11 protein-coding genes and 1 tRNA gene are annotated in these 12,989 nt (G+C 72.6%); 4 read left to right on the forward strand and 8 right to left on the reverse strand.

What is annotated here, in order from left to right; translation table 11 throughout:
* Positions 1 to 42: 42 nt before the first annotated feature.
* From pknB to N0B34_RS08935, 7 genes are read right to left on the reverse strand one after another with little or no spacing between them, the layout of a single operon-like run.
* Positions 43 to 2,055: a Stk1 family PASTA domain-containing Ser/Thr kinase gene (gene pknB, locus N0B34_RS08905; protein WP_412175727.1), complete on the reverse strand. Its 2,013-nt coding sequence runs from the start codon at positions 2,053 to 2,055 to the stop codon at positions 43 to 45.
* Between the two features lie 11 nt (positions 2,056 to 2,066).
* Positions 2,067 to 3,500 (reverse strand): serine/threonine-protein kinase, encoded by a 1,434-nt coding sequence (locus tag N0B34_RS08910; protein ID WP_263731020.1) that lies wholly within the window; start codon positions 3,498 to 3,500, stop codon positions 2,067 to 2,069.
* Positions 3,497 to 4,948 (reverse strand): peptidoglycan D,D-transpeptidase FtsI family protein, encoded by a 1,452-nt coding sequence (locus N0B34_RS08915; RefSeq protein WP_263731021.1) that lies wholly within the window; start codon positions 4,946 to 4,948, stop codon positions 3,497 to 3,499. The genes N0B34_RS08910 and N0B34_RS08915 overlap by 4 nt, the downstream gene beginning before the upstream one ends.
* Entirely contained in the window at positions 4,945 to 6,426 is a 1,482-nt protein-coding gene (locus N0B34_RS08920; protein WP_263731022.1) for an FtsW/RodA/SpoVE family cell cycle protein, read from the reverse strand. Before N0B34_RS08920 ends, N0B34_RS08915 begins: the two co-directional genes overlap by 4 nt.
* On the reverse strand, positions 6,426 to 7,829 hold the full coding sequence (locus N0B34_RS08925) for a Stp1/IreP family PP2C-type Ser/Thr phosphatase (protein ID WP_263731023.1): 1,404 nt from the start codon (positions 7,827 to 7,829) through the stop codon (positions 6,426 to 6,428). The genes N0B34_RS08920 and N0B34_RS08925 overlap by 1 nt, the downstream gene beginning before the upstream one ends.
* 4 nt (positions 7,830 to 7,833) lie before the next feature.
* Complete coding sequence (locus tag N0B34_RS08930) at positions 7,834 to 8,379, reverse strand: FHA domain-containing protein (RefSeq protein ID WP_263731024.1); 546 nt, start codon at positions 8,377 to 8,379, stop codon at positions 7,834 to 7,836.
* 9 nt (positions 8,380 to 8,388) lie between these two features.
* Positions 8,389 to 9,096 carry an FhaA domain-containing protein gene (locus N0B34_RS08935; protein WP_263731025.1) on the reverse strand — a complete coding sequence of 236 codons (708 nt, stop codon included), beginning with the start codon at positions 9,094 to 9,096 and terminating at the stop codon, positions 8,389 to 8,391.
* Positions 9,097 to 9,395: 299 nt separating this feature from the next.
* On the opposite strand from N0B34_RS08935, the gene N0B34_RS08940 reads away from it, so the two are divergent.
* From N0B34_RS08940 to N0B34_RS08950, 3 genes are all read left to right on the forward strand, one after another.
* Positions 9,396 to 9,478: transfer RNA gene (locus N0B34_RS08940), tRNA-Leu, on the forward strand.
* Positions 9,479 to 10,083: 605 nt separating this feature from the next.
* Positions 10,084 to 10,476: a DUF4265 domain-containing protein gene (locus N0B34_RS08945; RefSeq protein WP_263731027.1), complete on the forward strand. Its 393-nt coding sequence runs from the start codon at positions 10,084 to 10,086 to the stop codon at positions 10,474 to 10,476.
* Positions 10,477 to 10,837: 361 nt separating this feature from the next.
* Positions 10,838 to 11,461: a TMEM175 family protein gene (locus tag N0B34_RS08950; RefSeq protein WP_263731028.1), complete on the forward strand. Its 624-nt coding sequence runs from the start codon at positions 10,838 to 10,840 to the stop codon at positions 11,459 to 11,461.
* A gap of 18 nt (positions 11,462 to 11,479) precedes the next feature.
* On the opposite strand, the gene N0B34_RS08955 is transcribed toward N0B34_RS08950, so the two are convergent.
* The gene (locus N0B34_RS08955) at positions 11,480 to 12,187 is read right to left on the reverse strand and encodes a 2,3-bisphosphoglycerate-dependent phosphoglycerate mutase (protein ID WP_263731029.1); all 708 of its coding nucleotides are present in this window, start codon (positions 12,185 to 12,187) and stop codon (positions 11,480 to 11,482) included.
* Positions 12,188 to 12,372: 185 nt separating this feature from the next.
* Between N0B34_RS08955 and N0B34_RS08960 the strand changes: the two genes are divergently transcribed.
* Positions 12,373 to 12,987, forward strand: coding sequence for a hypothetical protein (locus N0B34_RS08960; protein WP_263731030.1), 615 nt, complete (start codon positions 12,373 to 12,375; stop codon positions 12,985 to 12,987).
* The last annotated feature ends 2 nt before the right edge of the window (positions 12,988 to 12,989 follow it).

Here is a 12,989-nt window from a genome sequence, read left to right on the forward strand (position 1 = left end):
CCCACCGGGTTCGGTGAGCGGCCGTCGTCGTGAGCTGATCGGTCAGGAGGCCGACGGGCTCGGGCTCGGACCCGGGCCACCGGAGACCGTCAGCGTGATCTGCTGGTTGATCGCCACGTTGGTGCCCGACGGCGGGCTGACGCTGATCACCGTGCCGGCCGGCTGGTCGGACGGGTTCTTCTTCGGGTCGAGCGTCGTCGTCTGGATGTTGGTCAGACCGGCCGCGGTCAGCGCGTCACGCGCCGCCTTCTCGGTCACCGTCGGGCCGGTGATCCCCGACGGGATGGTGGCCGTGGTCGGCGCGGCGCCCACCGTGATGGTGACGACGGTGCCCTGCTTCAGGATCGACTTGTCGGGCCGGTCCTGAGCGATCACGACGCCGACCTGCTTCGGGTCGGTGACCGGCTGCGTCTGCACGTTGTTCCCCAGCTTGAGGGCCGTCAGCGCCGCCACCGCGTCGGCCTGCTTCTGACCGACCAGGTTGCCGAGCACCACGTTGCCCGAGGAGACGGACAGCTTGATGGTGGAACCCGCGGCGACCGTCTGGCCGGCGATGGGGTCCGTCTTGGTCACCTGGCCCTGCGGGAAGTTCGGGTTGTCGTCGGACGTCTGCGTGGGGTCGACGACGAAGCCCGCACCCTTCAGCTCGGTGGTGGCGTCCGCGACCGTCTTGCCGGTGACGTCCGGGACCGCGAGGTTCGCCGGGCCCTTGGAGATGTACAGCACGACGGAGCTGCCGATCGGCTGCTGGCTGTCGGCGGGCGGGTCGGTTCGCGTGGCGCTGCCGGCCGGCACCGAGTCGGAGTTCTCCTGCTGGGTGCCGCCGATCTTGAACTTGTCGGTGGTCAGCAGGTCCCGGGCGTCCTGCTCGGACTTGCCGACCACGTTCGGCACCGCCGCGGTCTGGGGCGTGGAGGGCCCACGCTGCGACAGCAGCAGCCACACGAGCCCGCCGACGGCGAGCACCGCGATGCCGACCAGCAGCCAGACGAGCCAGCTCCGGCCGCGCTCGTCGTCCTCCACCACGCCGGAGCCCGGCGTGGTGATGCCCGTCGCGCCCCACGCCGCCGAGCCGGGCGTGAACGCCTGGGTGGCCGCGGTGGCCGGCGCCATCACCTGCGTGGCCTCGCCTGCGGCGAGGGCACCGGCGGCACCGGCCACCGCGAAGGCGCCGACCGGCGGTGCGCCCACCGCACCGCCTCGCAGCACCGCTTCGAGGTCCGCCCGGAACTCGCCGGCCGTCTGGTAGCGGTCGTCCCGCTCCTTGGCCAGCGCCTTCAACGTGATGCGGTCCAGGGTCTCCGGCACGTCCGAGGCGATGTCGCTCGGTGCCGGCGGGTTCTCTCGGACGTGCTGGTAGGCCACCGCGACCGGGGAGTCGCCCGTGAACGGCGGGCGACCGGTGAGCAGCTCGAACAGCAGGCAGCCGGTGGAGTACAGGTCGGAGCGGGTGTCCACCTGCTCGCCGCGGGCCTGCTCCGGGGACAGGTACTGCGCGGTGCCGATGACGGCCTGGGTCTGCGTCATCGTCGCGGCCGAGTCCGCCACGGCGCGCGCGATGCCGAAGTCCATCACCTTGACCGCCCCCGTGGGGGTCAGCATGACGTTGGCCGGCTTGATGTCGCGGTGCACGATCCCGGCGTGGTGCGAGTACTCCAGCGCCGAGAGGACGCCGGCGGTGATCTCCACCGCCTCCTCGATGGGCACCGCGGCGCCGTCGCGCAGGATGTCCCGCACGGTGTGGCCCTCGACGTACTCCATGACGATGAACGGCACGTGCGCGACCAGGCCGGTCGGCTCCGTCACCACGTCCTCGCCGGTGTCGTAGACGGCGACGATCGCCGGGTGGTTCAGCGACGCGGCGGCCTGGGCCTCGCGGCGGAACCGGTTCTGGAACGACGGGTCACGGGCCAGGTCGGAGCGCAGGATCTTGATCGCCACCGTGCGGCCGAGCCGCCGGTCGTGACCGATGTGCACCTCGGCCATGCCGCCGCGCCCGATCAGCTCACCGACCTCGTACCGGCCGGCGAGGATGCGGGTCCCCTCATCCACCACGTAGGTGCCCTTCAGCGTCGTCCGTCGGCGGTGGTCTGCCACCGGCCGTCCTGCCCGATCATCCCATCCACGACGCCGGCCGGACCGGTGCCTTCCGGCGTGGCTGCGAGCACCACGCCCGGTGCCGTCGTGCCCGGCACCGCGTCCGCCCTGGTCAGGCTGCTGGCCAGGGCCGCCCCCAGCAGCGCCACCACGATCAGCACCGCGATCACCACGATCCAGCGCCACCGGGCCGGTCCGCGCGTGGTCACCTCGGTCACCCAGCCCGGGGCGGACGGTGCCGCCGGTCCCGAGCGGGTGGAGCGGGTGCCGGTGGGGGCGGGAGCCGTGCGGCGGGCGGTGTGCCGGCCGGCCGTGGTCTCCGTCGGCCGCACCCGGTGGCGGGGCGGGAAGGACGGGGGGACGGCGTCGGCGGAACGAGCGGCGGAGGTCGCGGTGCGAGCGTCCGACGTGCCGGTGGTCGACGTGCCCGCGCCGCCGCCGGCCGTTGCGCCCGCCGCGGCGCCGACCGCCGTGCCCGTCGCTGTGCCCGTCGCCGTACCTGCCGCCCTGCCCGTCGCCGTGCCCGTCGGCACCCGGACCGGCGGCTCCGGTGCGGTGACCACCATCGGGACGCCGGACACCGGCGTGTGCGGCAGCAGCCGGTCGAGGGTGACGGCGAGCTCCTCGCCGGACTGCGGCCGCTTGGCCGGGTCCTTCGACAGCAGCCGGATCACGAGGTCCGCGAGGTTGCGGTCGACCGACGACGGCAGCGGCGGCACCGGGTCGTTGACGTGCGCGACCGCGATGTCCACCGCGGTCGGCCCGGTGAACGGCCGCTTGCCCGCCAGCGCCTCGTAGGCCACCACGCCCAGGGAGTACAGGTCCGACAGGCGCGTGGCGGGCCGGCCGACGGCCTGCTCCGGGGACAGGTACTGCGCGGTGCCCATCACCATGCCGGTGGCGGTCATGGTCGGCTGGTCCTGCGCCAACGAGACGCCGAAGTCGGTGATCTTCACGCGGTTGCCGCGGCCGATCAGGATGTTGCCCGGCTTGACGTCCCGGTGCACCACCCCGGCCTCGTGCGCGGCGTGCAGCGCGCGGGCCGTCTGGGCGAGGATCGGCAGCAGGCGACGCGGCTCGAGCACCGGCTCGCGTTCCAGCAGGTCGGAGAGGGGTTCGCCGACGACCAGCTCCTGGACCAGGTACGCCGAACCGTCCTGCTCGCCGTAGTCGTACAGCGCGGCGATGTTGCCGTGGGACAGGGCCGCGGAGTTGCGGGCCTCCGTCCGGAACCGCTCGAGGAAGCCGCGGTCGCCCGCGAACTCCTCGCGCAGCACCTTGACCGCGACCGGCCGACCGAGGGCCTCGTCCTGCGCCTCCCACACCTCACCCATGCCGCCCACCGCGATGCGGCGGGCCAGCCGGTACCGACCGCCGAGCGCGACCCCGGGTGCCGTCCTCACTTCCCGGTCACCGCCTTGATCACGGCCTTGGCGATCGGCGCCGCGACGGCACCGCCGGTGGCGTCGTTGCCGAGGCTGCCGCCGTGCTCGACGAACACCGCCACGGCCACCTTCGGCGCGTCGGCCGGGGCGAACGCGGCGAACCACGCGTGCGGCGCCTGACCGGCGGCCGTCTCCGCCGTGCCCGTCTTGCCCGCCACCTGCATGCCCGGGATCTGCGCCGCGGTGCCGGTGCCGTTGTTGACGACGCCGAGCATCATGTCGCGCAGCGTGGCGGCGTCGGCGGACGACATGGCCTGGGAGTAGGTGCTGGGCTGCGCCTGGCTGACCACCGTCAGGTCGGCGGCGCGCACCGTCTGGACCAGGTAGGGGCGCATCAGCACGCCACCGTTGGCGATCGCGGCCGCCACCATCGCCATCTGCAGGGGCGTCGCCTGCACGTCGCGCTGGCCGATGGCCGACTGCGCCGTCTCGGGTGCGTCCAGCCCGGTCGGCACCACCGACTGCACGACCGGCATCGGGACGGTCAGCGACGGGTCGTCGAAGCCGAACTTGTCCGCCTGCGCCTTGATCGCCGCGGCGCCGAGGTCGAGCCCGACCTGCGCGAACGCGGTGTTGCAGGAGACCCGCAGGGCGTCCGCGAGGCTGACCGTCGCACCGCCGCAGCTCTCGCCACCGAAGTTGCTCAGGGTGGCAGTGGTGTTCGGCAGCGTCAGCTGGAGGGGTGCGGGCACCTGCGTCTGCGCGGTGTACTTCCCGCTCGCCAGCGCCGCCGCCGCGGTGACCAGCTTGAACGTGGAGCCGGGGGCGAACCGGTCGCTGATCGCCTTGTTCAGCAGCGGGTTGCCGTCCGCCTTGTTCAGCTGCTGGAAGGCGGCGTTGGCGGCGGCGGTGTCGTGGACGGCCAGGGCGTTGGGGTCGAACCCGGGGGTGGACACCATCGCGAGGATCTTGCCGGTGGACGGCTCGATGGCCACGACGGCCCCTCGCTGGTTTCCGAGGGCGGTGCGTGCGGCCTGCTGAGCGGCCGGGAGGATCGTCGTCTCCACCGCTGCGCCCTCGGTCGCCTTGCCGGTCAGCAGGTCACGGATGCGCGTGAAGAACAGCTGGTCGCTGCGACCGGTCAGCTGGGAGTTCGCCGCCAGCTCGAGCTGCGAGCGGCCGTTGGCCACCGAGTAGTAGCCGGTGACCGCCGAGTACAGGTCGCCCGCGGCGTACTGCCGCTGGTAGCCGAAGGCGTCGTTCACCTTGGTGCTCGAGGCGATCGCCGTGCCGCCGGCGACGATGGGCCCGCGCGGGTTGCCGAACTCGCGGTACAGGGTGCGGACGTTGCGCGGGTCGTTGTTCAGCTTGCTGGCCTGGACGAACTGCACCCAGGTGGCGCTGCCCATCAGGGCGACGAACATCACCAGCATCATGGTCGCGAGGCGGCGCAGCGGGGTGTTCACGGCAGTCCCCCGATCCGCTCCGTCGGGTTCTCGTCCGGCTCGGCGCCGCGCGGTGCGGGACGCCGGACCACGGGGCCGCCGACGGCCGGGTTGCCGACCGCGGGCGTGCCGCCGGAGGGTGTGGCGACCGCCCGCATGGCGGGGGCCGGCCGCCGGGCGTCGTCGGACACCCGCAGCAGCAGCGCGACGATCACCCAGTTGGCCAGCAGCGACGAGCCGCCGTACGCCAGGAACGGGGTGGTCAGGCCGGTCAGCGGGATCAGCCGCGTCACGCCGCCGACGACGACGAACACCTGGAACGCCATGACGAACGCCAGGCCGCCGGCCAGCAGCTTGCCGAACCCGTCCCGCACGCCGATCGCCGTGCGCAGCCCGCGCTCGGTCAGCACCGCGTAGAGGACGAGGATCGCCAGCAGGCCGGTCAGCCCCAGCTCCTCGCCGAGCGACGGGACGATGAAGTCGGACTCGGCGAACGGCACCAGGTCGGGCCGGCCCTGGCCCCAGCCGGTGCCGAACAGCCCGCCGCTGGCCATGCCGAACAGGCCGCGCACCAGCTGGCCGGAGCCGCCGAAGGGCCGGTTGAACTCGGCGTTCGACAGGGCGTTCGACCAGGCCGAGAAGCGGACGGCGACGTGCGGGATCGTCGCGACCGCCGCGGCGGCGCCGCCCGCGAACAGCACCAGGCCGATCGCCACCCAGGAGATCCGCTCGGTGGCCAGGTAGAGCACCGCGACGAACAGCCCGAAGAACAGCAGGGACGTGCCGAGGTCGCTCTGCAGCACCAGGATCGCGAGCGAGACGCCCCAGACGACGAGGATCGGGCCCAGGTCCCGGACGCGCGGCAGCTGCAGCCCGAGCACCTTGGGCCCGGCGAGCGTGAGCGTGTCCCGGTTCGTGACGAGGTAGCCGGCGAAGAAGATCGCCAGCGCGATCTTGGCCAGCTCCGCCGGCTGCAGGCCGACGCCGCCCACCCGGACCCAGATCCGGGCACCGTTCACGTCCTTGCCGATCACCGGCAGCATCGGGGAGGCCATCAGCACCAGCGCGGCGACGCCCGCGGTGTACGTGTACCGGCGCAGGGTGCGGTGGTCGCGCAGCCAGATCAGCACGACCGCGGCCAGCACCACGGAGATCGCCGTCCACACCAGCTGCTTGCCGGCGAAGTCGGTGGGGTGGCCCTTGGACTCGGCGGCGAGGTCCAGCCGGTAGATCATCGCCAGGCCGATGCCGTTCAGCGCGACGACGATGGGCAGGATCACCGGGTCGGCGTAGGGCGCCCGCCACCGCAGCACCAGGTGCATGCCGACGGCCATCACCGCCATGCCGACGCCGTACCAGAGCACGTTCGACGGGACCTTGTCCTTCACCCCGAGGCCGACCAGGGCGTACGCGGCCACCCCGAGCACCAGGGCGAGCACGAGCAGGCCGAGCTCGACGCCACGGCCGGAGCGGACCCGCAGGGGCTGGACGGTCGCCATCACGGGCCGACGACGGTGGGGACCGGGGCCGGGAGCGGTGAGGCGGTGAACGTGGCGTCCGGGCTCGTCGCGCTCGGGCTCGGCGTGGCCGATGCCGTCGGCGTCGGGCTGACGGACGGCTCGGGGGTCGGCACCGCCTGCGCCAGGGCCGACACCTGGTCACGCGCCGAGGCGAGAGAGGTCGCCCGGATGGTGGCCCGCACCCGCTGCTGCAGGTAGTCCGGCAGCGTGCTGACCTGCACGTCGCTGTGCTCCACCACCGACGAGAGCTGCAGCGGTCCGACGGACGACGGCACGCCGCGGAACACCCCGACCCGGCCGCCGTCGTCGCCGACGAAGTACTGCGTCTGGCTCCACGCGTAGCCGGCACCGAGCAGCACCAGCACCAGGCCGAGCGCCGCGGACCACACCACCAGCAGGCTCCGGCGCGTCGGGCCCGACTCCGCGGCGCGCTCGTCGGCCGCCTCCTCGTCGTCCACCGCGGCCGCGTGGTTGTCGTCGTCCTCCGCCTCGTGCGCCGCACCACCCAGCCCGACGGCGCGGGCGGCCCGCTTGGTCAGGTTCGCCGCACGTGCCGCGGGACCGTCGGCCGCGGAGGTGGGCCGGTTGCGCGAGCTCGCGGCGGCGCCGACCACCGTGGTCGCGGTGCCCGGGGCGGTGCCGTCCCGCAGGTCGTCCAGCTCGACCACGTCCGCGACGATCACCGTGATGTTGTCCCCGCCTCCGGCGCGCAGCGCCAGCTGCACCAGGCGGTCGGCACAGGCGTCCACGTCCGGGATCTCGCGCAGCGTCTCGGCGAGCGTGTCCGCGCTGACGAACCCGGACAGCCCGTCGGAGCACAGCAGCCAGCGGTCGCCGCGGCGCGCCTCGCGCACCGACAGGTCCGGGGTGACGTCGGTGTCGAAGTCGCCGAGCACCCGCATCACCACCGACCGCTGCGGGTGGTGCACGGCCTCCTCAGGCGTGATCTTGCCGGTGTCCACCAGGTGCTGGACGAATGTGTGGTCGGTGGTGACCTGCGTCAGCTCGCCGTCGCGCAGCAGGTAGCCGCGGGAGTCTCCGATGTGGGCCATCGCCAGCTTGTTGCCGGTGCGCAGGATCGCCGTCACGGTCGTGCCCATGCCCGTCAGGTCCGGCTCGGCCTCGGAGCGGGCGATGATCTCCTCGCGCGCGGACTCCATCGCCTGCTCCAGCTCGGCGAGCGCGTCGTCCGGGCCGTGCGCCTCGTCGTCCAGCGGCGCGAACGCCGCCACCGCGACCGACGACGCGACGTCGCCGCCGGCGTGCCCACCCATGCCGTCCGCGACCATCAGCAGGTGCGGACCGGCGTAGGCCGAGTCCTGGTTGTTGGCGCGGACCAGCCCCACGTCGGACCGGGCCGCGTACCGCAGGCCGATGCTCACCCGGTTACCTCTGCAGCTCGAGGACGCTGCGGCCCACCCGCACCGGCGTGCCGGTGGGGACGGGGGTGGGTGACTCGACGCGACGCTCACCGACGAACGTGCCGTTGGTGGAGCCGAGGTCCTCGACGAACCACTGGTCGCCCTGCTGGAACAGGCGGGCGTGGCGGGAGGACGAGTAGTCGTCGTCCAGCACCAGGGTGCAGCTGGGCGAGCGGCCGACGAGCACGGACGACGAGCCCAGCGGGAGGATGGTGCCGCGCAGCGCACCCTCGGTGACCACCAGGCGGGTGGGGCCGCCGGTGGAGCGCGAGCGACGCGGCTGCCGGGCCGGTGCGGCGGCTTCCGGTGCCGCGGGGCCGGGCGGTTCCGGGATGGTGGACGCGGGTACCGGCTGGGCGTTCCGGCTGCGGGCAGCCTGCGCGGCGCGTCGGCGGTCGACGATCCGGGTGCCGTACAGGTCCCGGCGGAGCACCGAGATGGCGGACAGCACCAGGACCCACAGCAGCGCCAGGTATCCCCAGCGCAGCAGAGTGACCGTGACCTCGCTCATGCGCCGGGGTCACCCGTCCGCTTCCGGCTCGCCACCGGTCCAGAACAGGATCCGGGTGCGGCCGATGGTGAGCGTGTTGCCGTCGAGCAGGGTGGCGGCGGGGACCTGGTGGCCCTCGACGAACAGTCCGTTGGTGGAGCCGAGGTCCGTGGCGATCACACCGTCCGGCGTGACGCGGATCTCCAGGTGCCGACGGGAGACGCCGGGGTCGTCGACGATGATGTCCGCCTCCGAGCCGCGGCCGATCACCGTCACCGGGCCGGTCAGCAGGTACCGCTGACCGTCGATGTCCAGCAGCGGGTGCCGCGGGCTCGGCGCGGCCGTGGTGGCCGGGGCGACCGCACCGCGCACCGTCGAGCTCTTCACCGTGAACCGGCCCGTCTCCAGGTCCGGGTCCTCGGCGAAGGACACGGTCACCGGCCCGACGAAGGCGTACCGCTGGCTGGCGGCGTGGTCCGTGACGTTCGCCGCGAACTCGTCGGCCAGCGTCTCGGCGCCCCACGCCTCGACCTGGTCGTAGTCCGACGTGGACAGCTCGATGACGAAGTCGTTGGGCACGACGGTCCGGTCCCGGTCCACCACCGCCGCCCGGTCGTCCACCTCGCGGCGCAGCGCGCTGACCAGCTCGACCGGCTTGACCTCGCTGCGGGCGAACCGGGTGAAGGCGTTGTTGACCGCGCGCTCCACCCCGTTCTCGAACTTGTCGAGGATGCCCATCACGCCACCTCCTTCACCGGTCGTCGCCGGCGGAGGGGCCAGGCGAGGGGGTGTGCGCGAGCGTGGGTGCGCGACGACCCGGCTCGATCGTATCCGCGTGGGCACCGGGCCGCGGCGTCGGTGCTGCTCGGCGCGCTGGTGTGGGCCGTTGGTGCCGGGTCCGCGGGGACGGCTCCGGGCGCCGGACGGGGCAGTGTGGAGCGCTCGGCGGCGCCCGCGGCGGGGAGTCGCGGGTCTCGTCCGGGGCTCATGACGGTGGCGTCGGAGGGCTCCGGCACCGTGCTAATGTTCTCCGGCGCGCGCGAGTGGCGGAACGGCAGACGCGCTGGCTTCAGGTGCCAGTGTCCGAAAGGGCGTGCGGGTTCAAATCCCGCCTCGCGCACAGGGGAAGAGCCGGAGACCCGATGGTCTCCGGCTCTTTCGTCGTCTCGGGGGGTCGCTCACGATGAGGGCCAGCGGCGTGACGCCGGCCCGAGGGGCAGCCGACGCTCGGCTCACGTGACGGCGTGGTTCTCGAGGTAGCGCGCGCGTGGGACGACACTGCCCGACGCGTCGGCCGCTGGGCCCGAGGGTGCCCAGGCACGACGCGCGGGGGCGTCTGCGGCCGGTCGCGGCCCGAGGGGTGCACCTGGAGCGTGATGGCCCGGGCCCCTCCGTGGCTTCGAGACGTAGGGCTGTTCGGGTGAACCTGCACCGGTTCTCGTCCTCCTGGGCTCTGCCGGTGCGTAGCGTCCGCCGGGACGACCGCTTGGCGGTCGCCGCTGATGTTGGGGCAGGCATTCCAGCAGGGGGAGATGTGTCGATGCTGCTGTGTGCGTGTCCCTTCTGTAATGCCTCCAACGGCGCTAGGGATTTCCCTGTGAATCCCGCCCCTGGATACCGTGGGCCCTGGCCGCCCGACTGGTGGCTCGACTGGTGATGACGAGCAGGAACGAAGCCATCCACAGTGAGCCAGTATGGCGAGAGCGCTCGGACTTCATCATCGCGGTGGCCGTCGACTCTGCAAACTCGAAGGTCAACTCCGAGCAGTTGTGGGCTCGGAGACTAGATGACCTCTGCTTCGAGCTATGTTGCATACCATTCTTCGCTTACGACATCGCGCTGGGAGACATCGTAGAAACGGATGAGCGATTCACGATAACCAGGGTGTCCGTGCCGTCAGGCCGGTACGTATTCCGCGCCTACTTCGGCGAATCATACTATCCGCGCGACATTATGGCTCAGGAGCTGGAGTCACGCGGGGCGCTCATTGAGTGGTCGTCGACGAACCTCCTCGCCATCGACGCGAAGGACCACAGCCACGCCGCAGAACTGGCCGCATACCTGCAGGAGCACGAGGATCTTGGACACCTGATGTACGAGACAGGGCGCAGCTCCTGACTTGGATGGGACATGAAGCCGCAACCCTGCGGTCCTCCACCGCCCAAGTTCAGACGGCCGAGCGAGGCCCCGTCGCCAGCCGCTGGCGAATCCGCGGCGAAGGACTGGACTCGCGCACACAGTCGGCCTCTGCGTCGCGTTTCGGCGCAACAGCAGTAGTCGAGAACTGACGCGCCGTCCGCGCACAGCGATCATTTTCGACAATTGTCGTCATATCAACCTAGGTTGACAGAGCCACCTCCCTCGGACGTTCACGACCAGGGTTCCCTGATCTTCCGCCGTATGCGTGGCGCGCGACGGTCTCGTCGGCCGTGGTGGCTCTCGCCTGGGTCGCGTGCTGGTCGGCGTCTAGCCTCCCGCCATGCGCAGCGACCGCGGCCTCGACCGGTTCATCACGTTCCTCGACGCGGTCGTGGCGATCGCGCTGACCCTGCTCGTCCTGCCGCTCACCGATCTGATCGACGGGACGCGTCCGCCGGCGCGCGTCAGCGACGTCTTCACGCAGAACGCTCCGCGCTTCGGCGCCTTCCTGCTCAGCTTCGTGGTGATCGCACGGCTGTGGTTTGCGCACCACCGGATGAGCGAGCGGGTCGGCTCCTACGACCGGGCCTTCGTCATGGTGAACCTCGGCTGGGTGCTCACCGTCGTCTTCCTGCCGTTCGCCACGGAGCTGACCTCCGCCTATCCGAGCCACGACCGCATCGTGCTCGCCGTCTACCTGGGCACCCTCGCCACGGGCTCCCTGTTCCTCTTCGCCGCCGCTGCCCTGGTGTGGCGCCGGCCCGCACTCCGGCGGGAAGGGATCTCCGCGACAGACGTGGTGCCGTGGGCGGCCCTCTCGGCGAGCGTGGTGCTCCTCGTGGCGTTCGCCGTCGGGGTGCTGCTGCCGGCGGTCAACTACTACGCGCTGCTCCTGCTGTTCGCGTCCGGACCGGTCGAGCGGCTGGTCCGCCGCATCGCGCGACGAGCCGGCACGCCAGGCTGAGCCGGAGCCGGGAACGGCTCACAGGGCGGCGTGGTTCTCCAGGTACAGGGCCGGTGGACGGACGTTCCCGGAGGTGTCCGTGCGGTAGGCCAACGGCTGCCCCGGCACGACGCGGAGGGTGTCGACCTCGTCGGGCCCGCAGCTCTCGATCACGCGGCGCAGCGCTCGGAGCGAGTCGGTGTGCGCGACGACCAGGACGGTCCGCCCGGCGGCGAGCGCCGTGCGCAGCGGGCTCTCCCAGAACGGTCGCAGCCGGTCCTCCACCTCGCGCAGCGACTCCCCCTCGCCGAAGGGCAGGCTCTGGACGAGGTCGGCCGTCGGCCGCCACGGCAGTGCTCGGATCCGCTCGGGGCTGGCCGCCGGTGGCTTGCCGCCGGGGGAGAACCGCCATTCGCTCATCGACTCGGCGCCGAACAGGTCGATGGCGCGCGGCTTCGCCACGCCCGTCAGGCAGCCGAGGTCACGGGCCGCCAGGCGCCAGGACGTCACTCGCGGCAGCTCGGCCTGGCCCAGCCGTGCCAGCAGGGCGTCCGCCGTCTCGACGGCTCGGGCCTGCGGAGACGTCACGACGACGTCCGGGCGCACTCCCCTGCTCGCGAGCAGGTCGGCCACCGTCTGCGCCTCGGCGATCCCCGTCGGCGTCAGGCCGGGATCCAGCAGGCCCGCGTAGGACTGGCGGGCGTCCGCGTGGCTCTCTCCGTTGCGCAGCAGGATCAGCACCGTCACAGGAGCACCCTGCACCGGCGGCGCCTGCCGCCGGAAGTGGCCGGAGGGGTGCACCTGTTGGCTGTCTGCGTCGAGCACCTGTGAGCTCCCGCGGACGGGCGCCTGCGGCCGTTGCTAGAGTCCGCGACGGTTGATTGACTGGTCAGCGACTTCAGGGGGAGCTCGCTTTGCCAGCTGCTGCCAGGATGCGTGCGACGACCCGGACGGCTGCGGTCGTCGTGGTGCTGGTGGGAGCCCTGGCGGGCTGCTCCGGGACCCCCAAGGCCCCGAGCTCCGGCGGCTCGCCCGCGTTCGGCGTCCAGCCGACGGGACGCAGCGTGACCATCATCAGCCTGGCGACCCCGCAGGGCACCACGCCCGTGACCGTCCTCGGGGTGACGGTGGACGTCCCCACGGGTGACACCAGCTCGACGAGCAGCCTCGACAACGGCATCAAGCAGCTGGTGGTGCACGACCCGACGCAGAAGCGCGCCGTCGCCACCGTGACGGTGACGCCGGGGCACGGGGCGAACGACACCGCGGTGGACGCGTCGTCGCAGACGGCCGAGGCGCAGATCGCCGCCACCCCCGGCTGGTCCGACGTCTCCCTCTCGCCGGCGACCTGGAAGGGCATGCCCTACGCCACGGCGATCCGCGCCACCCTCACCCAGGACGACGGCTCGAAGCGCGACACGATCCTGGTCACCGTGCGGGACGCCAAGGGCACCAAGACGGTCGGCGTCTCGGCGGAGGCCGCCCACGGGCAGCTCGACGGCTCCGCCGGGTTCGCCATCCTGCGCACGCTGCGCTTCGAGGGCTGACG

This window comes from Cellulomonas sp. SG140 (assembly GCF_025770785.1).
Taxonomy (GTDB): domain Bacteria; phylum Actinomycetota; class Actinomycetes; order Actinomycetales; family Cellulomonadaceae; genus Cellulomonas.

Bases quoted from the DNA above. Each gene is read 5' to 3' on its own strand.
- N0B34_RS08950 (WP_263731028.1), top strand. From the start codon at position 10,838: ATGCGCAGCGACCGCGGCCTCGACCGGTTCATCACGTTCCTCGACGCG.
- N0B34_RS08935 (WP_263731025.1), bottom strand. From the start codon at position 9,096: ATGGGCATCCTCGACAAGTTCGAGAACGGGGTGGAGCGCGCGGTCAAC.
- N0B34_RS08920 (WP_263731022.1), bottom strand. From the start codon at position 6,426: ATGGCGACCGTCCAGCCCCTGCGGGTCCGCTCCGGCCGTGGCGTCGAG.
- N0B34_RS08960 (WP_263731030.1), top strand. From the start codon at position 12,373: ATGCGTGCGACGACCCGGACGGCTGCGGTCGTCGTGGTGCTGGTGGGA.
- N0B34_RS08930 (WP_263731024.1), bottom strand. From the start codon at position 8,379: ATGAGCGAGGTCACGGTCACTCTGCTGCGCTGGGGATACCTGGCGCTG.